The organism is Paludisphaera borealis (assembly GCF_001956985.1).
GTDB classification, from domain to species: Bacteria; Planctomycetota; Planctomycetia; order Isosphaerales; family Isosphaeraceae; genus Paludisphaera; species Paludisphaera borealis.
This window is the reverse complement of the sequence record NZ_CP019082.1, coordinates 1,520,225-1,544,473: the sequence shown is the minus strand read 5'-3', so window position 1 is coordinate 1,544,473 and position 24,249 is coordinate 1,520,225. Positions and strand designations below refer to the sequence as shown.

Below are 24,249 nucleotides of genomic sequence, written 5' to 3'. Positions count from 1 at the left end.
GATAAGCTAGATCTCCCTTGGGTCGCGGACGGTTTCAGGGCAACGCGGTAAGGATCGTTCAAATGCTGCTGGTGATCGGAATCGTTCTCAAGATCCTGATAGTCGTGGCGATCTCACAAGGGACCGTCGCGTACTTGATCCTCGTCGAGCGCAAGGTGGCCGCCTACGCCCAGGACCGAATCGGTCCCAACCGGGCGGGAAGCGAGTTCGGCATCCCGTTCGCCCTGCTGCAACCGCTGGCCGACGGTGCCAAGATGTTGCTCAAGGAAGACGTGGTACCGAAATACGTGACCAAGCCGCTGTACATCCTCGCTCCGTGGATCGCGATCACGGCCGCGATGATCGGCTTCGCCGTCGTGCCGTTCGGGCCGGTCGGCCCGGATCAGATCATCAACTTCCAGATCGCCCCCAACGTCAACATCGGCATCCTCTACGTCTTCGCGGTCGGCAGCCTGGCCGTGTACGGCGTGATCCTGGCGGGTTGGGCGTCGAACAACAAGTACGCGTTCATCGGCGCCCTGCGGTCGAGCGCCCAGCTCATCAGCTACGAGATGCCGCTGGGGATGTCGATCCTGGGGATGGTCCTGATCGCCGGCTCGCTCGACCTGAGCACGATCGTCGACTGGCAAGACCGCCACGTCTGGGGGGTTTTCGTCCAGCCGCTGGGGTTCATCCTGTTCTTCGTCAGCGCGTTCGCCGAGACCAACCGGCTGCCGTTCGACTTGCCCGAGTCGGAGCAGGAGCTGGTCGGCGGGTTCCACACCGAGTACTCGGCGATGAAGTTCGGCATGTTCTTCCTCGGCGAATATCTTCATGTGATCACCGTCAGCTACCTGACCGTGATCCTGTTCTTCGGCGGCTGGGACCTGCCGTACTTTCTTGACGCCGAGCAGACGGGCCTCATCAGCGCGATCGTGAAGGTCGGCGTGTTGCTGATCAAGGTAGGGCTCGTGATCCTCTTCATCATGTGGATTCGCTGGACGCTGCCCCGGTTTCGGTACGACCAGCTCATGGACCTGGCGTGGAAGTCGATGATCCCGCTGGCGCTCGTCAACCTGGTCGCCACCGCGGCGATCGTGCAACTGATCCGCACTTACTGGGTGTGAACCCTCGATTGTTCCGACGGTCCTGGAATTCTCGGTATTCATTCGCGAAGGTCGATCAAGGAGCCTAGTCCCGTGCGAGCCGACCACCCGAAACTCAAGAAGCTCGAGCCGCCGAAGCTGACGCTCGCCGACCGCTTCTTTCTTCCGCAAGTTGCCGCGGGCCTGTTGGTGACCGGCCGGCACATCTTCGGCGTGGCGTTCCAGGACAAGGCGATCACGGTCCAGTACCCCGAGGTCCAGCACGTCCCCAGCCCGGTCTATCGCGGCGTGCACCGGCTCAACAAGGACGAAGAAGGGCGGCCCAAGTGCGTCGCCTGCATGCTCTGCGCCACGGCCTGCCCGGCGCACTGCATCGACATCGTCGGCGCGACGGCTCCGGAGACCTGGCCCGACCGCGAGAAGTACCCTGAGAGCTTCGTCATCGACGAGCTGCGGTGCATCTACTGCGGAATGTGCGAGGAAGCCTGCCCCGTCGAGGCGATCGAGCTGACCGGGCTCTACGACCTGACGGGCCTGAGCCGCGAAGAGATGATCTTCGACAAGACCAAGCTGCTCTCGGTGTTCGACGCCACCCGCGACGCCGAGCCGATGAAATACACGACGCCCCCGCCGGGCCCGTCCGGCCAGACCCAGTTGCTCGACTCGCCGATCGCCTGACCGGCCCAAGGCCGATCGCGGAACGACCCCCGAGCCCTTATTTTCAGCGAAACCAACCCAGGCGACGAAGTCCCATGTTCACCGGCTCCATGCTCTTCACGACCTTTGTCATCCTGCTCGGAGCGGGGGGCGTCTACCTGCTCCTCCCGCACCGACACGGCCAGGCCAAGACGCAGACGGTCTACATCGCCGGCGCGGTCCTCGCGGGCCTCGGGCTGGTCGGCTTCCTCTCGTTCCTGAGCGCGCCGGCCGATCTGGACCTGAGCCAGTTGGACAAGCTGCTCTCGGCGGTCTTCTTTTACTCGTTCAGCGCCTCCGCTCTCGGCTGCGGGGTGATGACGGTCACCAGCCGCAACCCGATCTACAGCGCCCTCTGGTTCGCCGGGGTGGTGCTCTCGACGGCCGGCCTGTTCCTGCTCGCCGGGGCGCAGTTCCTCGCCGCCGGGACGGTCATCGTCTATGCGGGGGCGATCATCGTCACATTCTTGTTCGTGATCATGCTGGCCCAGATGGAAGGCAAGGCGGTCTACGACCGCTCGGCCCGGACCCCAGGCGCCGCGGTTCTGACGTGCTTCCTGCTGCTTGGCGCCCTCGTCGTATGCCTCGTCGACACCCGGTTCGCGCCCGTCGGCGCCAACACGCCGGGACAGCCGCGCAACCCGCAGACGTTCCTGCCGAGAGGCCGCGAGCTGGCCGAAGTTCATCAACTCCACCCGACGAACCTGCAGCGGATCGCGCTCGCACACGCGTTGCGATCGACCTCGTCGATCTACACCGAGTCGAAGCAGGAGAAGCCGGATGTCGCCGGCCTGGGCGAGTCGCTGTACGCCGACCACCTGCTGACGGTCGAGCTGGCCGGCTCGTTGCTGTTCGCGGCCCTGATCGCGGCGGTCGCGATCACCAATCCGAAGCGGCCCGTCCGGCCCGGCGACCCCGAGCCGATCGGGACCAGCGTCTAAGCCGTCGAGTCGATCCGATCTCCCAGCGCCCGACCCTCGAAAATAAAGAGCCCGTTAGCTAGGAAAAGCCATGCCCGACCTCCCAGCGCCCGACCTCTTCACCATCGATCTGCTCAGGAACTACCTGCTGGTGGGCGCCGCGCTGTTCGCCCTGGGGATGCTTGGGTTCCTGTCGCGGCGAAACCTGATCGTGATGTTCCTCTCGGCCGAGATGATGCTCCAGGGCACGGCACTCTCGCTGGTCGGCTTCGGCCGCTACCACGGCAACTGGACCGGCCAGGTCTTCACGATCGTCATCCTCACCGTGGCCGCTTGCGAGGCGTCGATCGCGATGGCCCTGGTGGTGGTCCTGTACAACCGCCGATCGTCGCTCGACGTGACGCTCTGGCAAGACATCCGCGAGGCGACCGTGGGCGTCGCGACGATCGACGAGGCCGCCGAGGCCGAGCCGATCGAAGTCGTCCCCGGGATCGAATCGTACCCTCAGCTCACCCCGGCCGGGGTCGAGCCGGCTCACCCCGTCCAGTCCTGGACGGAACGCCGGCGCTGAGTCGACCCGGACCGAGACTGAGACGCGAACAACCGAAGAGTCAGAGCGAAGCGAGACAAGGAGCGGCGACGTGGCGGGTTTCTTCGTGCGGTGGATCTGGCTGATTCCGTTCTTCCCGCTGCTGGGCGCGGCGGTCGCCGCGGTCGGGGCGCGGCGGTTCAAGTTCGACGCCTCCCTGCCGGTGGTCGTCGGCATCGCGCTGGCCTTCCTGATGTCGCTGGGCGCGTGGGCTTCGTGCGGCTCCGAGACCACCGTCCTGGTCTCGAAGTGGCTCTCGGCGGGCTCGCTCGAAGTCCCCCTGGAGTTCCGGGTCGACGGCCTGACGACGCTGATGCTGTCGATGGTCACGTTCGTCTCGACGCTCGTCGCGGTCTTCGCGTCGGGCTACATGGCCGGCGACCCCAGCTATCCGCGCTTCTTCGCCCTCATCGGCCTGTTCGTCTTCTCGATGACCGGCCTGGTGCTCTCGAACAACTATCTGCTGACCTACGCCTTCTGGGAAGGCGTGGGCGCGTGCAGCTACCTGCTCGTCGGCTTCTGGCATAGCAAGCCGTCGGCGGCGGCCGCCGCGATGAAGGCGTTCCTGGTCAACCGGGTGGGCGACGTCGGGTTCGCGATCGCGATCTTCTGGATGTGGGCGATCGTCCCGAACCATGACCTCAGCTACACGAACGTGCTCAGCGAGTCGACCCTGCACGGGCTGACCGACTCGGCGAGGATCGGGATTCCGCTGCTCCTGTTCTGGGCCGCTACCGCCAAGAGCGCGCAGGTGCCGCTTTATGTATGGCTCCCCGACGCGATGGAAGGCCCGACGCCGGTCTCGGCCCTGATCCACGCCGCGACGATGGTCACGGCGGGCGTCTACCTGATCGCCCGGTCGACTCCGCTCGTGGCGATGGCCCCGGGGGTTCAGCTCCTCATCTGCATCACCGGCTGCGTGACGGCCCTGCTGGCGGCTTCGATCGCCCTGACGCAGAACGACCTCAAGCGGGTGATGGCCTACTCGACGGTCAGCCAGCTCGGCTACATGTTCATGGCCCTGGGCGCGGGGGTCGGCGGCGTTGCGAAGCTCGCGCTGGTCGCGGCGATGTTCCACCTGTTCACCCACGCCTTCTTCAAAGCCCTGTTGTTCCTGGCGTCCGGCAGCGTGATGCACGCGATGGGCGACGTGATCGACATGCGGCGTTTCGGCGGGCTCCGGAAGCGTCTGCCTTATACCTACTGGACGTTCCTCGTCGGCGGACTCGCGCTCGCGGGCATCTTCCCGACGGCCGGGTTCTTCTCGAAGGACGAGATTCTCCTGGCCCTCGAATCGGCCCCCGAGGCGACGCGCGAGCTGGGGCTGAGCTGGGGATGGGTCTACACGCTCATCTACTGGACGGCGATCGTCACCGCGTTCATGACCGCCTTCTACACCGGGCGCGCGTTCTTCATGACCTTCTGGGGCCCCGAGAAGCTTCCCAGCCCCAACGATCCCGAAGCCCCCAAGATCGAGGCGGGCGGCCACGATCACGGACACGGTCACGACGACGGCCACGGCCACCACATCGGCGAGGAATCGCCACCGGTGATGACCTATCCGCTGATCGCGTTGGCCGTCTGCGCGGCGCTCGCGGGCATCGTATTCGGGGCGACCGGCTGGTTCGAGCACCATCTCGAAGGGACGTACGGCTTCGAGCAATTGCACCCTGGCCACCACACCTTCAGTTGGGCGACGGCGTTCATCAGCACGATCGCCGCGGTGGCGGGAATCGCGCTCAGCTTCAAGCTCTACGCCGAACCGAGCCCGATCCCGGCGCGGATCGCGACGAGCATCCGGCCGCTGTATCTGGCCTCGCTCAACAAGTTCTACATTGATGAACTGTACCACTGGACGGTGATGAAGGTGGTGCTGTTCGCGGCGGTGGGCTCGAAGATCCTGGACGTCGAGCTGGTCGACCGCCTGGTCGTGGGGATCGCCAAGGTCCCCGGCAAGCTCGGCCGCGACGTCCTGGCGGGCTATCAGAACGGCCTGATCCAGTTCTACGCGGCGGTCTCGGCGCTGAGCGTCGTAGTCTTGCTGGTGATCCTGCTCTGTCTCTGATCTGAGAACACAACACAATATCGACGGGGGCCGGCCGGGCGGACCGCGAAGCGGCAGCCGGGGCGGCTCGAAGACGACGGCTTCGAGGATGGTTTGATGGCGACACTTCTGGCGATCACCGTTTTGCTCCCCATGATCGGCGTCCTGGTGCTGATCGCCGCGCCGGGCCTCGACGCCTCCGGAGCGCGGCGGATCGCGCTGGGGGTCTCCCTGGCGACCTGCGCCGCCAGCGTGCTCCTGCTGATCGGATTCGATCCGGCGGTCACCACGCCACAGTTCGCTTACGGGCCGGCGCAAGGGCCGTACGGGTTGTCGTGGATGACCCGTCCCGACATCCGCTTCGCGCTCGGGCTCGACGGGCTCTCGCTCTGGCTGTTCGTGCTCACCACCGTGTTGATGATCACAGCGGTGCTGTCGTCGTGGGTGTCGATCACCGACCGGGCGCCGCTTTACTACGCGTTCCTGCTGGCGCTTGAGACGGGGCTGCTCGGCCTGTTCGCCAGCCTCGACGTGATCCTCTTCTACATCTTCTTCGAGTTCACGCTGATCCCGCTGTTCTTCCTGATCGGCCTGTGGGGAGGCCCCGACCGAAATCGGGCGTCGGTGTACTTCTTCCTCTACACGCTGGCGGGAAGCCTGTTGACGCTGCTGGGCGTGATCGCCCTGGTCGTCGTGCATCAGCAGCACTCGCTCGATCACCGCCTCACGTTTTCGATTCCCGAATTGACCCAGGGGCTGTCGAAGCTTCCGTGGGCCGAGTGGTATCAGATCGACTCGTGGACCAGCCCGCAGGTCTTCATCTTCCTGCTGCTGCTGGCCGGGTTCGCGATCAAGGTGCCGCTGTTTCCGTTCCACACCTGGCTGCCCTTGGCCCACGTCGAGGCACCGACTGCCGGCTCGATCATCCTGGCCGGCGTCTTGCTCAAGGTCGGCAGCTACGGGCTGATGCGGTTCAACATGGCGATGACCCCGCTGGGGGCCGTCGCGCTCTTCCCGTTGCTGGCCACGATGGCGGTCGTCGGCATCATCTACGGGGCGCTCACGGCATTGGCCCAGACCGACATGAAACGGCTGGTGGCGTACAGCTCGGTCAGCCACATGGGGTTCATCGTCCTGGGGATGCTCGCCCTCAACGAGACCGGGATGAACGGCGCGGTGATCCAGATGCTCAACCACGGCCTGACCACCGGCGCGTTGTTCGCCTGCGTGGGGGTGCTCTACGAGCGGTATCACACCCGGAGCATGAACGAGATCGGCGGGATCTGGAACCGGATGCCGCTGCTGGCCTTCTTCTTCATCTTCTCGTCGCTGGGGTCGGCCGCGCTGCCGGGGCTGAACGGCTTCGTCGGCGAGTTCCCGATCCTCGTGGGCATGTTCGCCGAGAGCCCGCGAGCCGCCGTGTACTCGACGCTGGGGATGATCCTCGGGGCGTTCTACCTGCTGCTGATGCTCCGCCGGGTGGTCTTCGGCCCGCTCGTCGAGCCGGCCGCCCATGACGAGCACGGCGGCGACGGCCACGCGGAAATCCGCCCGCTCGGCTGGCACGAGATCGCCGGCCTGACCCCTCTGGCGATCCTGATCCTCTGGATCGGGATCTTCCCCGAGCCGTTCTTCGCGCGGATTCGTCCGGCCGTGGCGATCACCAATCAGAACCTGCAAGCCCAGCGGGCCGCGATCCATTCGATCGCGCCGGCTCCGACGACCATTCAGCCGCCGGCGGTCGCGACCGCAACGCCGCCCGTCGCGGCCCGACCTCTCAGCGCCCACTGACAAGAATTCATCAACGCACAACGCACGCCTAGCTTGGAAAGCCGAAGATGACGCTTCAGCTCGCCTATCAGACGGTCCAGCAAACGCTCCTGATCGTATCGCCCGAGATCCTGCTTCTGGCCGTCGCGATCGCCATGATGACCACCTCGCCGTTCGTCCGCCTGTCCCGAGGGACGTGGGCCGGGCTGGCGGCGGTCGGCTTGGTCGCGTCGCTCCTGGTTCTCCTGGCGTTTCGAGGCGTTCACGCCGACCTCTACGCGGCCCCGGCGGTCAACGACGCGCTGGCGTTCTACGCACGGCTGCTGCTGATCCTGACGGGGCTGATCCTCGTCGCGCTCGGGCACCAGGAGCCCAGCGACGATCGGGCGGGGGAGTTCTTCGGCGCGTTGCTGATGATCGAGGCCGGGGCGATGCTGGTGACCGCATCCAACGACATCGTCTTCCTGTTCGTGGGCCTCGAACTGGTCAGCATTCCGACTTATCTCTTGCTGTACCTCTCGCGGCGAACGGCGACGACCCAGGAGGCGGCGACCAAATATTTCTACCTGAGCGTCTTCGCCTCGGGGCTGTTGCTTTACGGCCTGGCCTTTCTCTACGGCCTGGCGGGGACGACCAATCTCAAGACGCTCGCGCTCCTGGCCAGCGAGATGCCGAACTTTCCGAACCTGACGATCGGTGTGGTGGCCGTGGTATTCATCATGGCGGGGCTGTGCTTTCGGGTGGCCGCCGTGCCGCTCCACTTCTACGCTCCCGACGTTTACCAGGGCTCGCCCGCGGTGATCGCCGCGATGCTCTCGTGGATTCCGAAGGTCATCGGCTTCGTCGCGATCATCCGGGTCCTGACGTCGGTACTCTCGGCGAAGGGGGCGATCGACCCGCTGGTCTCCAAGGCGATCCTCCTGTCGTGGATCATCGCCGCCGCCACCATGACGCTGGGGAACGCCGTCGCGCTGCTTCAGAGAGACCTCAAGCGGCTGCTGGCGTACTCGTCGATCGCCCACGCCGGATACTTGATGGTCGGGGTCACGGCCGCGTTCGCCAACAACGCCCAGGGGGGCCGGCTCTATTTCGGCTCGGAAGGGATCTTCTTCTACCTCACGGCCTATGCGCTGATGACTCTGGGGGCGTTCGGAGTGATCATCGCGCTGAAGCGGCCCGACGGCCGCTCGGTCCAGACGATCGACGAGCTGTCCGGCCTGGGATCGCAGCCCCTACCGGCCCTGGCGCTGGCCGTCTGCCTCCTCAGCCTCAGCGGCATCCCGCCCCTCGCTGGCTTCTGGGGCAAGCTCCAGATCTTCGCCGCGGCGTTCTCGGCGCAGAGCGGCGATCAGGCCTGGGCGTTCTACATGCTCACGATCATCGGCGTGCTCAACGCGGCCGTGGGCGCGTTCTACTACCTGCGGATCATCGTGCTGATGTACCTGCATCCCGTCGGCAGTGAGCCGCTGAAGGTAACGGGAGGCTGGCCGGTGGGCCTGGCCATCGGTGCCTGCGCCTCGCTCTCGCTGCTGATCGGCCTGTTTCCGGCCTCGGTGTCGGAAGCCTGCCGCCAGGCCGCGGTCGCGGCGGCCACCCATTCGGTCGTCGCCGACGACGCCCCCGTCGCCCACGAAGGCGGTCCCAACGCCCCCGTGCGGTTGGCTCACGATTGATCGAGCGGCGAGCGCGGTATAAGCTTGAGACCACTCTGCGTGGCGCGCTCGCTTGCATGATCAGCCTCTCTCGATAGTCGCACTGCGGCAGACTGAACTTACGCGCAGTTCAACTTCCGCCGCACGGTTTCGGCGGCGCGGCCGTTTGCAGACGGTCAGGCCGATCGATCGCCGTGCGTATGAGTCTTCGATTCGAACTTGCTTCCGTCGGTGCGGCCCTTCTCCTCCGTGACGTCACGAGGCGCGGCGCGACGATGTCCACGAGCGAACCTGCCAACACGGACGAGTCGGCGACGGCTCGGTTTCGGAGTCTGTGGGAGTCGAGCGACGCTCCGCCCGACCTGTTCGCGTTCCTCCGCTCGATGTCGGAGCTTTCGGCGTCCGAGCGGGTCGAGGTGGTTCGGATCGACCAGCGGAATCGTTGGCGGATCGGCCGCCCCCTGTCGTTGAAAGCCTATCTCAAGGCGTTGCCCGACGTCGCCGTGCAAGTCGATCTCGTTCGCGTCCTGATTGAAGGCGACCGCAAGGGCCGGCTCCGCGCGGCCTGGGCCGAAGCGCCGACCCGCGGCGAAGCCGGCGGTGAGGGTTTCTCCCAGGCCGCCCCCCAGGTCGCGGGCCGGTTCCACGGCGACGAGACGACGATCGTCGAGGCGGCCGACCAGAAGACGACGCCGTCGACAGCTCCGAGGGCGAGCGAGGCCAGGCCGCTTTCCGCAAGCCCCACGTCCGTCGCCGACCCGACGCAATACGCCGATTACGCGGGCGGCTCGCAATCCCCGGGCTCGTTCTCGCTCGACGACCTCCACGAGAGTTTGTCCGACGCCGAATCGCTCCGGCTCAAGCTCGACGCGATGCGGTTCACGCTCGTTCGAAGGATCGGCGCGGGAGGCATGGGCGTGGTCTACGAAGCCTATGACCAGGAGCGCGGCGAGATGGTCGCGCTCAAGACCATGCGCAAGGTCGATCCCCAGGCGCTCGTCCGATTCAAACATGAATTCCGGTCGCTGTCCGACATCGCCCACGCCAACCTCGTGAGCCTCTTCCAGTTGTTCGCCGTGGAAGACCACTGGTTCTTCACGATGGAGCTGGTTGAAGGGATCGATTTCCTCAGCTACGTCCGCGTCGGCGCCAATCCCACCGCCCGGGGGTCGCCCAACGAACGCGCCGGCGCGCCGCTCCCCTGGTCGTTCCGCGAAGACCGATTGCGAGCCGCCTTGATCCAGCTCGCCAACGGCGTCCACTACTTGCACTGTTGCGGCAAGCTCCACCGCGACGTCAAACCGACGAACGTGCTGGTGACGGAAGGCGGCCGGGTTGTCGTGCTCGACTTCGGTCTGACCGCCGACCTGGAATCGCTCGAACCCCAGGGTCCCGCGGACCGCCAGATCGTGGGGACCGCCGCGCACATGTCTCCCGAGCAATCGGCCGGTCGCGAAGCGTCGGCGGCCAGCGACTGGTACAGCGTCGGCGTGATGCTCTACCAGGCGCTCACTGGCCGCTTGCCGTTCGAGGGAAGCGTCGAATCGGTCATGGCCGACAAGCAGCTTCGGGACGCCGCGCCGCCGGAAGCACTGACCGGCGGCCTTCCAGCCGACCTCGCGTCCCTCTGCCGCGACCTCCTCGATCGCAGACCGGAAAAGAGGCCGACGGGACCGATGATCCTCGACCGGCTTCGAGGCCGCGTTCCCGCCGTCGGCGATCCTTCCGACCCGAACCGGCCGGCGTCGATCGTCGGCCGATCGCGACACCGGCGGATTCTCGCGTCGGCCTACGAGTCGATGAAGTCCGGCCGCGTCGAGACGGTCTTCCTTTACGGCAAGTCGGGGACGGGCAAGACGACCCTGGTGCGGGCGTTTTTAGAAGACATGGGGAAGCGGCGCGAGGCCGTCGCACTCGCCGGCCGGTGTTACGAGCGAGAATCGGTACCGTTCAAGGCGCTCGACTCACTGATCGACTCGCTCGTCCGATTCCTCAAGTTCCTGCCTCCGCATGTGTTGAAACCACTCCTGCCGCCCGACGTGATCCATCTCGCCCGCATCTTCCCGGTGCTTCGGGGGGTCGAGGGGGTGGCCGAGGCGGAAAGGGGAACGTCCGAGCTGCCCGACCCGCAAGAGGTTCGCCTCCGGGCGTTCACCGGCCTCCGCGAGCTTCTGACTCGGATCGGCGCGAAGAATCCGCTGGTGCTGGTGATCGACGACCTTCAGTGGGGAGACGTCGACAGCGCGGTGCTGCTGGCCGATCTGCTGTACTCGCCCGGTCCGCCCGTCCTGATGTTCGTCGCGAGCTTCCGGCTGGAGGACGCGGAGAGCAGCCGATTCCTCCAGGTCCTCCGTCAGAGCCGGAACCGAGTCGGATCGGGCGTGAACCACCACGACCTCGCGGTCGAGCCCCTGGGACTGACCGAGGCTCGCGAGATGGCCCTGGCGCTGCTTCACCGCGACGACCCGACGGCCCTGGCGCTCGCGCATCTCGTTGCGCGCGAGTCGGCCGGCAACCCCCTGTTCATCGACGAGCTGGTCAAGCACATCCAGGCGGGAACGCCCGTCGAGGTCGCGGCTGGCCCCGGCTCCGTGGATCTCGACGCGGTCCTCCTGGCTCGGATTCGGTCCCAGCCCTACGACGCCGGCCGGTTGCTCGACCTGGTGGCGGTGTCGGGCCGCCCGATCCATCAGGGACTGGCGTTTCAAGCCGGCGAGCTCGGCCCATCAGGCCGCGTCGCCCTGGCCGCGTTACGGTCGGCGCGGCTGGTGCGCGGCAAGAACGTCGAGTCGAGCGACGAGATTGAAGTCTACCACGACCGCATCCGCGAGACGGTTCTCCTCCACATCGCGCCCGAGCGCCTCGCCTGGTGCCACTCGGGCCTCGCCCGGGCTTACGAGGCCGCGGGCGAGGCCGACCCCGAGATCCTGGCGGTGCATCTTCGGGGCGCGGGCGAGACGTCGCGCGCCGGGGCGTTTTACGCGACCGCCGCCGCCAAGGCCGCCGACGCGCTGGCGTTCGACCACGCCGCGAAGCTCTACCGGACGGCGCTCAAACTCGGAACCGCCGGGGCCGCCGACACGCGACGGCTCCAGGTCCGTCTGGGCGACGCCCTGGCCAACGCGGGGCGCGGAGCCGAGGCCGCGACGGTCTACCTCGAAGCCGCCGAGTCGGCGTCGGCCGCCGAGAACCTCGACCTCAAACGGCTGGCGTCGTCGCAGTTCCTCATTAGCGGGCACGTCGACGAAGGGATGACCCTCCTCCGTACGATCCTGAAACCCCTGGGCTTGAGCATGCCGAGCAGCCCCCGGCTGGCGCTCCTGTCCCTCGCGTGGCGGCGCGGCAGGCTTCGCCTCCGAGGGATTCGCTTTCGACCGCGCAGCGAGTCTCTGGTCTCCGCCGAGACGCTCGCGCAGATCGACGTCTGCTGGTCGGCCGTCGCCGGGCTGAGCGTGATCGATCCGATCCTGGGCGCGAATTTCCAGACCCAGGGACTGTTGCTCGCCCTTCGGGCGGGAGAGCCGTACCGGATCGCGCGCGCCCTGGCCATGGAAGCCGCGCACGTCGCGACGGCCGGCCGCTCCGCGGCTCGACGCGTCGACCGCCTGATCGCCGTCGCCGACGACCTGGCCGGGCGGATCGATTCGCCGCACGCGCGCGGCATCATCGCCATGGTCCAGGGCGTGGGCTTCCTCTTGATGGGCGAATGGCGGCGGGCCAAACTCTCGTTTCAGGACGCCGAGACGCAATTTCGGAACCGATGCACCGGCGTAACCTGGGAACTCGACACCGTCCACATCCTGTCCCTGTGGGCGTTGTACAACATGGGCGAACTCAGCGCCATCAAGCAGCGTTTCGCGACCCTCCAGCGCGAGGCGCAGGACCGTGGCGACCTCTACGCGGCCACCGCCCTCACGAACTTCTTCCAGACCGCGATCCGGATCGCGAACGACGATTCCGAGGGCGTCGACCAACGACTCGACGCGATGGCCGGCCGATGGCCGATCTGTGGTTTCACGGTCCAACACGTCTCGGTTGTTCGCTCGGTGGTCCATTACGAACTTTACAAGGGCCGAGTCGAGGACGCCTGGACGCGAATCGAGGAGGTCTGGCCCGACTTCGCGCGGTCGACGCTTCCACGCATCCAGATGATCCGCATCCAGATGAACGAACTGCGGGCGCGGACGGCCCTGGCGAACGCCGAGCAGTGCCCGAATTCCGAGCCGTATCTGCATGTCGTCGAGCGGCAGATCCGCCGGCTCGACCGAGAGCCCCCGTGCTGGTGCGAGGGTCACGTTCACTTCCTTCGAGCCGGCGTCGCCGCATGCCGGAAGGACGCCGCAACGGCCTTGCATGAGCTTGGCGAGGCGGCGCGCGCGTACGCAAAGTCTGACATGCTCCTCCTTGAATGCGTCATGCGACTGCGATCGGCCGAGATCCACGGCGGCGAACAGGGTCGGCTCCAGGCCGAATCGATCATCGAGCGCATGAAGGCGTTCGGAATCGCCGCGCCCGAATTCTGGGCTCAGATGGCCGCCCCCGGCTTCTCCCGGATCGTCTCGGGCGAGATCGACACCAGTTTTTGAAGCGTCACGCGCGCGTCATTGAAACCACCGGCTGCTTATCGCGCACGCGGCGAAAGAGGAACGTCGCGAGCGGATAGGCCAGAAACACGCCGAGTACGTCGAATAGGCCGTCGGCCAGCTCGCCGTCGCGGCCGATGATCGGCAGGTTCTGCCCGCACTCGGTGATCGCGGCCAGCGCCGCGCCAGCGGCCACGACCACGAGAAACCGACGTGGCCCGGGAATCACGCGCAGCCAGAGCAGGCCGAATACGACGAAGATGCCCGCGTGAACGGCCTTGTCAAGATGCGGAAACCTCTTGGGATGCTCACCGCCGGTCCCTATCGGAAACATGGGCATCGGAAGCCAGCACACCGCCATGATCAGAAGAGTCCAGAACACTGCCGCCGTCAACCACCATCGCATGTTCGATCCTCTCCATCGCCTCTTTCCCGCGAACCGTCCTCGGCCCGCGGATTCGTGCTCGTCCGCGCCCGGACGTCACCCGATCGACTGCTATCATCATACCTACGGGTCGGATTTCCCGCTCGCGAGCCTCGTCGAAAAAATACCACCGAGCGAGCGCGAACATAGTCCCGACGCCATGCGTCTCTAGAAGTGTGCGCGGCGAGGCGTTCTGAAGCCGCCGAAACGATCGAACTCTCGATCGCCGGAACGGAGCTGAATCATGGATTCGCGTCGGTCTCAAGAACAATTCGGAATCGGGTGGTCCAAGCCGTCGTCCGCGTACGTCGAATCGTATGCGAACGCCCAGCGCGACAACCGCCTTCCCCTGAGACGCTGACGCCCGATCGGGATTCCTCTGCCAGGGAACCCATCGAGGCCCGGCGTCGCGACGCCGGGCTTTTTGTGTTTACGGGCCGGTAGCTGAGACGGTCTAGCGCCACTCTGAAAAGGTGGAGAGGTGGATTCGAGCGCCACCCGGCCCACTGGTCGGCCACGGCCATCGTCCGCGCCGAACCGAACCGACGGCCTGTTCGTCTAGCGGAGAGGATACCGCTCTTTCAAGGCGGAGAGGAGGGTTCGACTCCCTCACGGGCTGCTTGCGGCGTCATGGAAACCGACACGACCGGGGCGACTGGGAGCGCGGGCGGTCTCCAAAACCGCCGTCTCGCGGGTTCGAATCCTGCCGGTCGTGCTGCGACGGTCTTCAGCTCGGTGATTCGCCGAGGCCGTCCCAATCGGGATGTAGGAAAGTTGGTAATCCGCCTGTCCTGGGAACAGGAGATCGCCGGTTCGAACCCGGCCGTCCCGACTGAGTCGCAAGAAGAGACAGGAGAATGTCATGGACCAAAAAGCCTTCAAACCTCGACCCGTCTCGGTGCTTCGGCGCGACGTTCGGGGTCGTGGTGTAACGGCCGCACATCGGCCTCTTAAGCCGGGAGGTGGGGGTTCGAATCCCTCCGACCCCATTGTACAACCGCTCGCGTGTTGATTCGCTCCTTCATAGATGCTTTCAACCGGCCTGTAGCTCAGCGGGAGAGCACTCGGCTGATAACCGGGCGACGGAGGTTCGATTCCTTTCGGGCCGATTCGGATTCGAGGGAGGGACGACGATCATGCGGGACCAAGGTGTTAGCGGCAGCACACCTGGCTCTTAACCAGGCGGGTGAGGGTTCGAGCCCCTCTGGTCCCACCGTTCTGTTTCGCACTGGTGGTCTAGTCGGCAAGACACTGCTCTCGTAAGGCGGCGACGTGGGTTCGAGGCCCACCCGGTGCTCTCGGTTTCTTTGGCAATTCGGCGACGACGAAATGGTCCAGGGTGGCGAAATGGTAGCCGCACCTCACTGTTAATGAGGCGCCTTTGGCGTGGGGGTTCGAGTCCCTCCCCTGGAGCTGATCGAGGAACGAAACGGAATGGCAAGCCGATGGGCGACGGCACCCGATTCGAAATCGGACGAGCGAACAGCCTTGAGGGTTCGACTCCCTCTCCTTCCGCTCGATGTTCAAGTGGCCCTGGCCGAGCGGTCAGGCGTCGGTCTTCCAAACCGAACAGGAGGGTTCGACTCCCTCGGGCCACTCTCGGGAATCGGCTAACGGTAGGCTCCCTGACTTTGAATCAGGCGGTGGAGGTTCGAATCCTCCTTCCCGAACTGACGGCCGATATTTATCCACATGCTTTAATATTTTAATCACTCCGGGGCAGTTGCGGTTGGTCGTGACGCCACGCTCTGAACGTGGAGGTCGCTGGTTCGATTCCAGCCCCCGGAACTCGCGGCTCGGTAGGCAACAGGCAGACCACTCTCGCTCAGAACGAGAGATGCTGAGGGTTCGACTCCCTCCTGAGCCATCGCGGTCGGCGCGTGTCGGCCGCGATTTGAAGGAAGAACGCCCTTGTAGAGCAGCCTGGAGTGCTCGCCACCCTGTCAAGGTGGAGGCCGCGGGTTCAAATCCCGCCAGGGGCGCTCGCCGCAAGGCGACGTCGCGAGAACGCGTCGGCTGGGCAAAGGAGCGCCCAGGTGGCTGTAACCCACCCGTCCTCGGGCATTGCAGGTTCGAGTCCTGCTCGACGCACTGGTTCCCTTCGCAACGAAGCATCAACGTCTGCCCAGGCGTGGCGGGCGCCCAGCCGGCTCTCATAAGGCTGGCCCTCCCGGATCGTCACCGGGGCCTGGGACTCGCAATCGACGGCACGGTACGCAAACTGGCAAAGCGATCAGGTCGAGAGCCTGGTGTTTGTGGGTTCGACTCCCTCCCGTGCTACTCCAACGTCCGTCCCGTGGTCCAGCGGCTACGACTCCTCTCTTACAAAGAGGGAAGGGGGGTTCGATTCCCTCCGGGACGACTCGAAGTTGTTCGACCATGGGCGGCTGGTCCAACGGGAAGACGCCTGGTTTGCACCCAGGAGATCGGGGTTCGATTCCCCGGCCGGTCCACTTGGGTTTGCTTCGGATGAAGGACGGAAGGCAGCCGGATACGGCTCGCCGGGCCTCTTTGCTAAAGAGTGCGCCTCGCCTGGGGTGTGAGGGTTCGACTCCCTCGCCTTCCGCTCAATCTACGCCCAAACCACTTGAACGATATGCATCCACTTCACAAGATATATCGCTGTTCTCTGGCCAACGAGCCCTCCCTGTGTTCCACTTATCTCGCCGTTCTCGCCCGGGGTCAGCCGCCATGTCCGAGATCGAAATCCGATCCTTGAGCGCCTCGCCGAAAATCCGCGAAATGCTGTGCGAAATCCTGATCGAGGTGGTCGCGAATGGTGGATCGGTCAGCTTCATGCACCCGCTGGAGCCGGAGACGGCGGAAGCCTTCTGGGATGACGCCCTGGCGGCGGCGGCCCGGGGTGAACGAATCGTCCTGGGCGCCTGGGGAGGCGAGGTCCTGGTCGGCACGGTGACCCTGCTGCTCAACTGCCCGCCCAACCAGCCGCACCGGGCCGAGATCGCCAAGGTGATGACCCGCCCGAGCCATCGGGGCAGGGGCGTAGCGACGGCCTTGATGCGGGCGGCCGAGGATCTGGCCGCGCAGCGGGCGCGCACGCTCCTGGTGCTCGACACCGCCGCCGAGGACGGAGCGTCGGGGCTGTACGAGAAGCTGGGGTTCGTCCTGGCGGGTACGATCCCCGACTACGCCTTGAAGCCGCACGGAGGTCTGACCGCAACCAAGCTCTACTGGAAGCGGATCGGAGCGAAACCGGAAGAGGCGGACTCCGGCGCCCGCGATCGATCTCTCTGACGACCTCGGAAGGGCCACCCGACCGGCGACGGGACCCGTTTGGAAGACGGGCGAGCCTCACAAGCCTTGCGGGTTCGACTCCCGCCCCTTCCGCTGCGCGATCGGCTGGATCGCCATTCATGTCCTCGGAGTGTGACGGATTCCGCACGCGACTTTGCGAAGGTCGTAGACCAGGTTCGACTCCTGGCGAGGACGCTCTTTCCGTAGGCGAGGCAACGGGTTCGGGCGGCCGCGCAAGGACATGGATATCCGAGCCTGGCTCGTCGTGCTATTCTTTCAGGAAGTCCTCGAAATCTCGGCGCGGAGCTTACGAAGTACTTCCATGAAACGAGAAACCCCAGCGCTGGCGGTTCGCGCGCCCCAATCGTCGTCGACTTCCCGGACCGGCGAACAGGCTCCGAGTGCGGAGGCTGCGCGGCTCGCGAGCCGGCGGAACCGCCGCGAGTCGGTCGAGTCGTTCGTCGTCGTCCTGATCGGGTTCCTGATCTGGAGCTTCGAGGCGGAAGGCTTCGTGATCCCCACGGGGTCGATGGCGCCGACGCTGATGGGTCGGCACAAGGAAATCACCTGCCCCGAGTGCGGCTTCGTCTACCAGGTCAACGCCGACTGCGAGGCCGAATCGAGCGGGATGGGCGCCAAGACCGGGCTCCGCGTGACGTGGGGCACCTGCGAGAACTGCCGGTTCACCGCGAAGGTCGACGGCGAGCCAAGCTTCGCGGGCGATCGCATCTATACGGTGAAGGCCGGGACCGAACTCCCGTTCCTGCCAGCCGCGGGAAAGGTCGAGCCCAAGCGGTGGGACGTCACCGTCTTCAAGCTGCCGGAAGACCCTGCCGAGGTCCGCTACATCAAGCGACTCGTGGGAATGCCGGGTGAAGTGCTCCGCATCCACCAGGGCGACCTCTGGCGTCGCGATCTTGCCGAGAACGCCCCGCGCGAACGCCTGAATCGCCCACCCATCCAGCAGCTTCAGGTGCAGGTGCCCGTCTACGACGACGCCCACCGAGCGACGTCGCTGCGAGACGACCCCCGATGGCGGCGATGGGCCCCCTCAGTCACCGACTCGTGGAGCGAGCCGACGCCCGGCACATTCGCCGCCGGCCGGTCGGAAGGCTGGCGCGAACTTCGATACCGGCACATCGTCCCCGACCCCGAGCAATGGGAGGCGATCCGCGCCGGGCACGACCTCCTGACCCCGCCCCGGGCGAGCCTGGTCACCGACTTCTCATCGTTCAACACCGACCTCACGCCGCAATCGCTCCAGCATCCCCGGCCCGCGTCGCGGGCCTGGTTCCAGCCGCATTGGGTCGGCGATCTGACCCTGTCCCTGACGATCGACGTCGTCGAGGCCTCGGGCCGGCTGCGGATCGAACTGATCGAGGCCGGAACCCCGAATCACTGCGAGATCGACCTTGCGAGCGGCGAAGCCCGCCTGTTCCACGGCGATGAACCGCTCGGCGAGCCGGCCGCCACCCCGATCAAGGCCAAGGGCGCCTACCAGGTGGTCTTCGCCAACGTCGACGACCGCCTCACGCTCTGGGTCGACGGAAAACTCCCGTTCGGCGACGGCCGCGCGTACCAGTCGACCGACGGCGAGACGTTCCTCAGACCGACGGTCGACGACCTCGAACCGGCGCGAATCGGCGTCCAGAACGCCGAGCTTGCGGTCAGCGGGCTCGTGCTCAAGCGCGACCTCTACTACACCCAGAACCCCGGCGAGCCCGACGCCGACGACCTCCTGCTGTATTACGGCGGGAATCCCCGGGTGTTCTTCGACCTCCTCGCCGACCCCGGGCGCTATGCGGATCTGAACTGGCGTGCGCCCCGGGAGTTCGCGATCGAGGCCGGGCGGTACATGATGCTGGGGGACAACAGCCCGTGGAGCCGCGACAGCCGGGCCTGGGGGCGAGCCGATCAGACGACGCCCAACGACCCGGAACGAGGCTGGGACGGTTCCGGCCGCGAGAGCTGGGAGGTCCCGCGCGCCCTGATCACGGGCCGGGCGTTTTCGGTCTACTGGCCGCATTTTCAGCCGGTCTGGCCGAAGTTCCGGCTCGGCCCCGATCTTCGCCTGCCCGCTCGACCTAACCTTGAAGAGGTCCGCTGGATACATTAATTCCAAGCCCGGATGCGTCCTCCAACCCGAAAACGCCGTGGAAACCGACGGCTTGACAGTACGTCGGTTTCGACTGAAGATCGTCTAGTTCTTTCGCTTACGGCCTCTCGACCCGATGTCGAAGGGGTCCGACGGTCGCGGCGGCGTCCTGAACTTCCTCGAAACGAGTGCTGAACCTTCGGCCTCGGCGGTGCGTAGCTATGGTTAAGGTGATCGGGTCGGATTCGGCGGAAGACCTCGCCCAGTTGACGGACGAGGACCTGATGCGCCGGTATCGCGACCACGGCGCCGAAGTCTTGTTCAACGAGCTCGTCCACCGCTACGAGCGCGAGCTGTTCCGCTACCTGGCGCGGTATCTCGGGGACCCTTCGCTGGCCGAGGATGTGTTCCAGAACACATTCTTACAGATCCATTTGAAGCGAGGGTTGTACGAGGACGGCAGGCCGTTTCGTCCCTGGCTTTACGCCATCGCCACGCATCAGGCCGTCGACACGCTCCGGAAAGTGGGAAGGCACCCGACCGTCAGCCTCGATCAGCGTCTCGCCCCGGCGCAAGCCGATTCCGAGAGCGGGTCGCTGCTGGACATGCTCGTCAACGACGATTCAGGCCCGCTTGCGGACTTGCAGGAGCAGGAGAGACAACAGTGGGTGCGCGACAGCATCGAACGTCTGCCGGATTCGCTTCGCCAGACGCTGATCCTCGCCTACCATCAGGATCTGAAATATCGCGAGATCGCCGATATTCTCAAGATCCCCGTCGGAACCGTGAAGTCGCGGCTGCACGCCGCGCTCGCCAAGCTACAGCAAATGGCACGAACCGCTCATCGGGACGGGAAAGATTGACGCCATGAACTCCGAAGAGATGCTCGATTTCGCCCTTGGCCAGCTCGACGACCCGCGGAGACGCGAGCTCGAGGAAGCCGGTCGAACCGACCCGGAATTCGCGGCCAAGGCTCACCGCGTCCGCCACGCCGTCCACCAGCTCGTCGACGACGGCTACACCTTCAACCCACCCGCCGGCCTGTCGCACCGGACCCTCGCTCTCGTGGCCCACTCCCGCAGCAAAGGCCGGTCGATCCTCGACTACGTTCCGGTCCAGGTCCCTTTTCGATGGGCGGATTTCGCGGTCGCCGCCTCCATCTTCATCGCCGGCCTGCTCACCCTGATGCCAGCCATTCAGCGGTCGCGAGAACGCATGAATCAGGCCGGGTGCGTGTTCAACCTGGCGCAGATCGGCAGCAGCCTGGCGCAATACGCCACGCTCCACCCATCGTATCCCTACCCGCCGAACGACCGGGCCGACGCGCACAGCGGCCTGTTCGCGGCGATCCTCCACGACGCCGGCATGCTCACCGACCTGTCGGTCCTCGACTGCCCCTGCAACGGCAAGTGCGCCGTGCACGCCGCCGGCCGCATGGACTCCTTCGAACAGATCGACGACCTGCGGAAGTCTGACCCCGCGCAGTACCAGAAGCTCGTCTCCTGGGACTACGGTTACAACGCCGGCTACCGTCGCGGCTCGGGCCGCCTCGGCCCGCTCGAAGCCCGGCCGGCCTCGCTGATCGCGGTGGTCGCCGACCAGCCGCCCCAGGACGCCCACCTCGGAGTCATCGACCGTAACAGCCCCAACCACGGCGGCTCCGGCCAGAACGTCCTCTACAGCGACGGCGGCGTCCGCTGGCACTCGAACCGCCGGATCAGCCCCAACGACCTCGACCTCTATCTCAACAACGCCCGCCAGATGCAGCCCGGCCTCAACGAGCACGACGCCGTCGTCCTGCCCGTCATGGTGCCGTTCGTCGGCTCCGACAACCGCTGAATCGGACTCGAACCTCGCCGCAAGTCGTGATCGAACCAACAACCCGGGAACTCCCGGGTTGTTTTGATTCCGACGCGACTATTCGCCCGAAGTCGAATCCGGTTCTGGCTCCAGTTCCGAAGCTTCTGGAGTCGCCTGCGGCTCCTCGTCATAGAGCCGGCCGTGGACCCTCGATGAGACGTCGATGAACGCGTACGGGTCGTCCCAGGTCGAATAGAAGCTCTGGTCGGGCAGATAGGGAAGCCGGCCGCCGAAGAAGGTGTTCAGGACGACCCGGAACGAGTTCACCGGCGAGATCGTGTCCCGCAGCTCGTGATAGCGCTGGCCCGGGAAATAGTAGGCGTTCAGGATGCTCATCCGCTCCTTCAGATCGGTGCGGTCGAGGCTGTGCATGTCGAGTTTCCAGCCTGAACCGTGATCCGATTGCAGGATGATGATCGGCGGCTCGGGCGACTCTGCCAGGATGCGGTCGATGACCTGCTCGATCCGCCGCGTCAAGAAGATCGCCTGCGCGCGGTAGCCTCGTCGATAGATCTCCGGATCGGCCGCCGTTCCCAGGAATTTCTGGCCGTCGGTCAGAAAAAACCGATCGTCGCGATGGCTCACGTCTTCTCCATCCTCGCCGAACACGAACGGAGGATGCGGGCAAAGGATGTGCGCGAAGGTGAACGTCGGCGTGCGGTCGGCGGCCACGTCCGCCAGGTTGTCGAGGAGGTACAAGACCCGCTCGCGCGCCATCGTGAACAGGTCCGCGCGACTCGGGTTGAGAAACAAGGCGCCCAGCGGCGTCACGTCGACGAGCAGGCGGTGAAACTCGCTTAGCTGGTGGAAGGGAGCGTAGTAAGCGTCGGCCTCGGGGTGCTCGGTCGGCTCGAAACCGGTCGAGAAGGTCACGAACTTGTAGCCGAGAGGCCGGAGCGTCTCGACGATTCGGTTGCGGCCGATGAAACCACGCAGCTCGGTCTGGTCTCGGCCCAATCCCTGGACCAGGTCGTCGAGGTAGGTGGAGTTGAGCGAGGAGGAAAGGCAGAGGGGCGTCTGGCAGTAGTTGGCCGTACTCCGCCTCGTGACGTGGAAGCCCTTGCGCTCGAGGCTCTCAAGGAACGGGTTGTTGTCGAAGTCGAACAGAGCCTGCATCACGTCGGTGCGCGCGTAGGCGTCGAGGATGATGTAGTAAATGTCGGGCCGGCTTTCGGCGGAGGGCGCGATCGCGAACGGCTCGACGCGCCGGGTCGCCCTCGACTCGGTCGACGCCTTCGCCAGCGCGATCCAGCTCACCGGCATCGCAATCAGGACGATGGCGAAAAGGTTGAGCGCGGCCGTCAGCGTCCCCGGCTTCTTCACCCATCTCACAACCAGCGCGCAGAGAACGAGGAATAAGACGATCTCCGGCGCGATGGCGTATGGAGGCCAGATTCTCACCGACGTCTGCACCCAGTACGCACTCAGCTCGCTGAGTTGATGGTTCGCGATCTCGGTGATTCGGGCTACGGTGAAAAACAGGACGACGCAGAGGCTCGCGAGCAAGCCGGCCTTTTGAACGTCCCTCACAAAGAGCCACCATACGGCCCAGACCGCCGAAGTCCCGAGCACGACCAGGAGGATCGGCCACGCCAGTTCGATCGGCCGCGTCTCGTATACGTTACGCGAGAAAAGCGCCAGGATCGGGTAGATCGCGAGCAGGAACGGGTGCAGAACCCATCGTCTCATCATCACCCGCTTCTCCGGCGGAACAGGTACAGGACCCGGCCGGAATCCAGGATCGGCTGCGAATTCACCAGCTCGAAATACCGGCCGAAACACGACTCGAAGTGGCTCTGATCATAGCGATGGTGCAGGCCGTCGACGGACTGCCTGAGCCTCGCGACTTGCGGATCGTTCGGGGGGACGAATTCGATCACCAGCCAGGGGGCGAGCCGATCGAAGAACCTGGCGACGCCCTCCAGCGGCAGGTTGCCCGTGAAAGCCAGATGGTGGATCAAGGCCAGCGCGAGGACGAGGTCCGGCTTCCCCCGATCAAGTAGCGAGGGCCGCTCCTGGTTCAACCAGCCCGACGCCGGACTTGGGTTCAACAGATCGAGTTCGAGCGGCAGGAGGAAGGGATCGGCCCGCCGCTTGACCTCCTGATAATTGGCCTCGACGCAGTCGACGTCGAGATCGAACGAGATCGTGGAGATCGACCGTTCGCTCGCGATCCGGCTGAATCGGCCGGTGTTCGCCCCGAGATCCCAAACGCGCCCGGGCTTGACCCGGTCCAGATGCGCGGCGACCGCGCTCGCCTTGGTCTCGATCGACTCCGCCGTATAGGTGTTGTCCTGATAGTACTCGATCCACCCTCGACCGGCGGGGCGGTCGCGCAGGCGGTTGATCGTCGTTTCGAGGTGGTCGATCAGCCCGAGCAACGCATGGCGGCTGAACCGTCGGCCGCTCGGGGCCCGGGGATTCCGCGCGACCGACCGAGTCATCGACGCGTGCAGATGCAAGTGGATCGCCAGGCCCGGTCGGAGCCGGGAGCGATTCGGCAAGAGTCGCGCCGCCAGCTCGAGCGGAATTCCGTCGAGGTTCGTCCGACAGAGCTGATTCAACCGCCTGTCGACCAGGCTCATCAAGGCCAACGGCGCGAGGAAGTGCTGACAGAACTGGCGGTACGCGACCCAGGGCTCGCCTTCGCGGTAGGTCTCGAACGAGAGCGTGTCGATGAAGATCGGCCGGCCCCGATGGAACTGGACGTTGTAGACGCTCGCATCCTTCAACGACATGCCGTGCGCCAGCGCCTGGCGCTGCACCGCCAGCGTCAGAAGCGCGGCATCTCGAAGTTGACTGAAGCACCATTCGTAGGGATAGGAAATAAATTCGACAGGTCGGGGGGCGATGACCTTGTAGACCAGCTCCGGAACCGGTCCCGTCGAATCGACCTCCTCGTGCGGGACGAGGAAATCCTCCCGAGTCAGGTCCTCGTACAGGCCCGACGCGATGAGGTGATCGTAATGCCCGCGATAAGTTCGATTGACCTGTCGGAACAGGGTCCCGTCGTCCTCGAACATGAAGCCGGCGGGATCGCGGAACGACGTCGCCGACAGTGCATGCGTGATCATATCTTGGATTTCTTCGCGAACAGCCGGCCCCGAACGAGATGGTAGGAATTCTTGGCGAAGAACATCGAACTCAACAAGCCGGCGATCACGACCTGGAAGAGCATGCTTCCCGCGCCGGGGTCGAGATACGCCCACACCGACGTGAAAGCGGCCTGTTCAAGCAGCGGCCCGACATCGGCAAGGAATAATGTGGCCATTGGTT

The 24,249-nt window shown here is 65.5% G+C and carries 16 protein-coding genes and 21 tRNA genes; 33 read left to right on the top strand and 4 right to left on the bottom strand.

Annotated elements, in window-relative coordinates; translation table 11 throughout:
* Nucleotides 1-62: 62 nt before the first annotated feature.
* From nuoH to BSF38_RS05985, 8 genes are all read left to right on the top strand, one after another.
* Nucleotides 63-1,106: an NADH-quinone oxidoreductase subunit NuoH gene (nuoH, locus tag BSF38_RS06020; RefSeq protein ID WP_076343920.1), complete on the top strand. Its 1,044-nt coding sequence runs from the start codon at nucleotides 63-65 to the stop codon at nucleotides 1,104-1,106.
* 72 nt (nucleotides 1,107-1,178) lie between these two features.
* Nucleotides 1,179-1,763, top strand: coding sequence for a NuoI/complex I 23 kDa subunit family protein (locus tag BSF38_RS06015; protein WP_076343918.1), 585 nt, complete (start codon nucleotides 1,179-1,181; stop codon nucleotides 1,761-1,763).
* A gap of 74 nt (nucleotides 1,764-1,837) precedes the next feature.
* Nucleotides 1,838-2,722 (top strand): NADH-quinone oxidoreductase subunit J family protein, encoded by an 885-nt coding sequence (locus tag BSF38_RS06010; protein WP_076343916.1) that lies wholly within the window; start codon nucleotides 1,838-1,840, stop codon nucleotides 2,720-2,722.
* A 70-nt stretch (nucleotides 2,723-2,792) separates the two neighbouring features.
* Nucleotides 2,793-3,272, top strand: a complete 480-nt coding sequence (gene nuoK, locus BSF38_RS06005) for an NADH-quinone oxidoreductase subunit NuoK (RefSeq protein ID WP_076343914.1) — start codon at nucleotides 2,793-2,795, stop codon at nucleotides 3,270-3,272.
* Between the two features lie 70 nt (nucleotides 3,273-3,342).
* Nucleotides 3,343-5,355 (top strand): NADH-quinone oxidoreductase subunit L, encoded by a 2,013-nt coding sequence (nuoL, locus tag BSF38_RS06000; RefSeq protein WP_076343912.1) that lies wholly within the window; start codon nucleotides 3,343-3,345, stop codon nucleotides 5,353-5,355.
* 96 nt (nucleotides 5,356-5,451) lie between these two features.
* Nucleotides 5,452-7,125 carry a complex I subunit 4 family protein gene (locus BSF38_RS05995; protein ID WP_076343910.1) on the top strand — a complete coding sequence of 558 codons (1,674 nt, stop codon included), beginning with the start codon at nucleotides 5,452-5,454 and terminating at the stop codon, nucleotides 7,123-7,125.
* A 47-nt stretch (nucleotides 7,126-7,172) separates the two neighbouring features.
* A complete protein-coding gene (locus tag BSF38_RS05990) occupies nucleotides 7,173-8,777 on the top strand; it encodes an NADH-quinone oxidoreductase subunit N (RefSeq protein ID WP_076343908.1) in 1,605 nt (534 codons plus the stop codon).
* Nucleotides 8,778-9,031: 254 nt separating this feature from the next.
* Nucleotides 9,032-13,342, top strand: coding sequence for a serine/threonine-protein kinase (locus tag BSF38_RS05985; RefSeq protein ID WP_168189316.1), 4,311 nt, complete (start codon nucleotides 9,032-9,034; stop codon nucleotides 13,340-13,342).
* 4 nt (nucleotides 13,343-13,346) lie between these two features.
* Here BSF38_RS05985 and BSF38_RS05980 read toward each other — a convergent pair whose 3' ends face one another.
* On the bottom strand, nucleotides 13,347-13,745 hold the full coding sequence (locus BSF38_RS05980) for a VanZ family protein (protein WP_145951990.1): 399 nt from the start codon (nucleotides 13,743-13,745) through the stop codon (nucleotides 13,347-13,349).
* A gap of 452 nt (nucleotides 13,746-14,197) precedes the next feature.
* On the opposite strand from BSF38_RS05980, the gene BSF38_RS05975 reads away from it, so the two are divergent.
* The 25 genes from BSF38_RS05975 to BSF38_RS05880 all read left to right on the top strand — a co-directional run bounded on the left by BSF38_RS05975 (nucleotide 14,198) and on the right by BSF38_RS05880 (nucleotide 20,952).
* A tRNA-Phe gene (locus BSF38_RS05975) sits at nucleotides 14,198-14,269 on the top strand.
* A 41-nt stretch (nucleotides 14,270-14,310) separates the two neighbouring features.
* Nucleotides 14,311-14,382, top strand: a tRNA-Glu gene (locus BSF38_RS05970).
* Nucleotides 14,383-14,405: 23 nt separating this feature from the next.
* Nucleotides 14,406-14,478, top strand: a tRNA-Trp gene (locus BSF38_RS31105).
* A 44-nt stretch (nucleotides 14,479-14,522) separates the two neighbouring features.
* A tRNA-Pro gene (locus BSF38_RS05965) sits at nucleotides 14,523-14,595 on the top strand.
* Between the two features lie 85 nt (nucleotides 14,596-14,680).
* Nucleotides 14,681-14,752 (top strand) — tRNA-Lys (locus BSF38_RS05960).
* A gap of 49 nt (nucleotides 14,753-14,801) precedes the next feature.
* A tRNA-Ile gene (locus BSF38_RS05955) sits at nucleotides 14,802-14,872 on the top strand.
* Nucleotides 14,873-14,903: 31 nt separating this feature from the next.
* Nucleotides 14,904-14,976 (top strand) — tRNA-Lys (locus tag BSF38_RS05950).
* A gap of 12 nt (nucleotides 14,977-14,988) precedes the next feature.
* Nucleotides 14,989-15,060 (top strand) — tRNA-Thr (locus BSF38_RS05945).
* Nucleotides 15,061-15,096: 36 nt separating this feature from the next.
* Nucleotides 15,097-15,176: transfer RNA gene (locus BSF38_RS05940), tRNA-Asn, on the top strand.
* Between the two features lie 18 nt (nucleotides 15,177-15,194).
* A tRNA-Ser gene (locus BSF38_RS31100) sits at nucleotides 15,195-15,278 on the top strand.
* 12 nt (nucleotides 15,279-15,290) lie between these two features.
* A tRNA-Gly gene (locus tag BSF38_RS05935) sits at nucleotides 15,291-15,361 on the top strand.
* Nucleotide 15,362: 1 nt separating this feature from the next.
* Nucleotides 15,363-15,433: transfer RNA gene (locus BSF38_RS05930), tRNA-Gln, on the top strand.
* A gap of 43 nt (nucleotides 15,434-15,476) precedes the next feature.
* Nucleotides 15,477-15,551, top strand: a tRNA-Gln gene (locus BSF38_RS05925).
* A gap of 5 nt (nucleotides 15,552-15,556) precedes the next feature.
* Nucleotides 15,557-15,630, top strand: a tRNA-Leu gene (locus BSF38_RS05920).
* Nucleotides 15,631-15,670: 40 nt separating this feature from the next.
* A tRNA-Asp gene (locus BSF38_RS05915) sits at nucleotides 15,671-15,745 on the top strand.
* A gap of 27 nt (nucleotides 15,746-15,772) precedes the next feature.
* Nucleotides 15,773-15,854: transfer RNA gene (locus tag BSF38_RS31095), tRNA-Tyr, on the top strand.
* 115 nt (nucleotides 15,855-15,969) lie between these two features.
* Nucleotides 15,970-16,043 (top strand) — tRNA-Leu (locus BSF38_RS05910).
* A 10-nt stretch (nucleotides 16,044-16,053) separates the two neighbouring features.
* Nucleotides 16,054-16,125: transfer RNA gene (locus BSF38_RS05905), tRNA-Val, on the top strand.
* A gap of 19 nt (nucleotides 16,126-16,144) precedes the next feature.
* Nucleotides 16,145-16,216 (top strand) — tRNA-Ala (locus tag BSF38_RS05900).
* Nucleotides 16,217-16,241: 25 nt separating this feature from the next.
* Nucleotides 16,242-16,329: transfer RNA gene (locus BSF38_RS31090), tRNA-Ser, on the top strand.
* A 125-nt stretch (nucleotides 16,330-16,454) separates the two neighbouring features.
* Nucleotides 16,455-17,018 (top strand): GNAT family N-acetyltransferase, encoded by a 564-nt coding sequence (locus BSF38_RS05895; RefSeq protein WP_076343902.1) that lies wholly within the window; start codon nucleotides 16,455-16,457, stop codon nucleotides 17,016-17,018.
* 7 nt (nucleotides 17,019-17,025) lie between these two features.
* Nucleotides 17,026-17,111: transfer RNA gene (locus tag BSF38_RS31085), tRNA-Ser, on the top strand.
* Nucleotides 17,112-17,340: 229 nt separating this feature from the next.
* Entirely contained in the window at nucleotides 17,341-19,134 is a 1,794-nt protein-coding gene (locus BSF38_RS05890) for a S26 family signal peptidase (RefSeq protein ID WP_076343900.1), read from the top strand.
* 200 nt (nucleotides 19,135-19,334) lie between these two features.
* Complete coding sequence (locus BSF38_RS05885; RefSeq protein ID WP_076343898.1) at nucleotides 19,335-19,976, top strand: RNA polymerase sigma factor; 642 nt, start codon at nucleotides 19,335-19,337, stop codon at nucleotides 19,974-19,976.
* Between the two features lie 4 nt (nucleotides 19,977-19,980).
* A complete protein-coding gene (locus tag BSF38_RS05880; protein WP_076343896.1) occupies nucleotides 19,981-20,952 on the top strand; it encodes a hypothetical protein in 972 nt (323 codons plus the stop codon).
* Between the two features lie 78 nt (nucleotides 20,953-21,030).
* Here BSF38_RS05880 and BSF38_RS05875 read toward each other — a convergent pair whose 3' ends face one another.
* From BSF38_RS05875 to BSF38_RS05865, 3 genes are read right to left on the bottom strand one after another with little or no spacing between them, the layout of a single operon-like run.
* Nucleotides 21,031-22,665 (bottom strand): hypothetical protein, encoded by a 1,635-nt coding sequence (locus tag BSF38_RS05875; RefSeq protein WP_076343894.1) that lies wholly within the window; start codon nucleotides 22,663-22,665, stop codon nucleotides 21,031-21,033.
* The gene (locus BSF38_RS05870; RefSeq protein ID WP_076343892.1) at nucleotides 22,665-24,047 is read right to left on the bottom strand and encodes a class I SAM-dependent methyltransferase; all 1,383 of its coding nucleotides are present in this window, start codon (nucleotides 24,045-24,047) and stop codon (nucleotides 22,665-22,667) included. The genes BSF38_RS05875 and BSF38_RS05870 overlap by 1 nt, the downstream gene beginning before the upstream one ends.
* Complete coding sequence (locus BSF38_RS05865) at nucleotides 24,044-24,244, bottom strand: hypothetical protein (protein ID WP_076343890.1); 201 nt, start codon at nucleotides 24,242-24,244, stop codon at nucleotides 24,044-24,046. Before BSF38_RS05865 ends, BSF38_RS05870 begins: the two co-directional genes overlap by 4 nt.
* Between the last annotated feature and the right edge of the window lie 5 nt (nucleotides 24,245-24,249).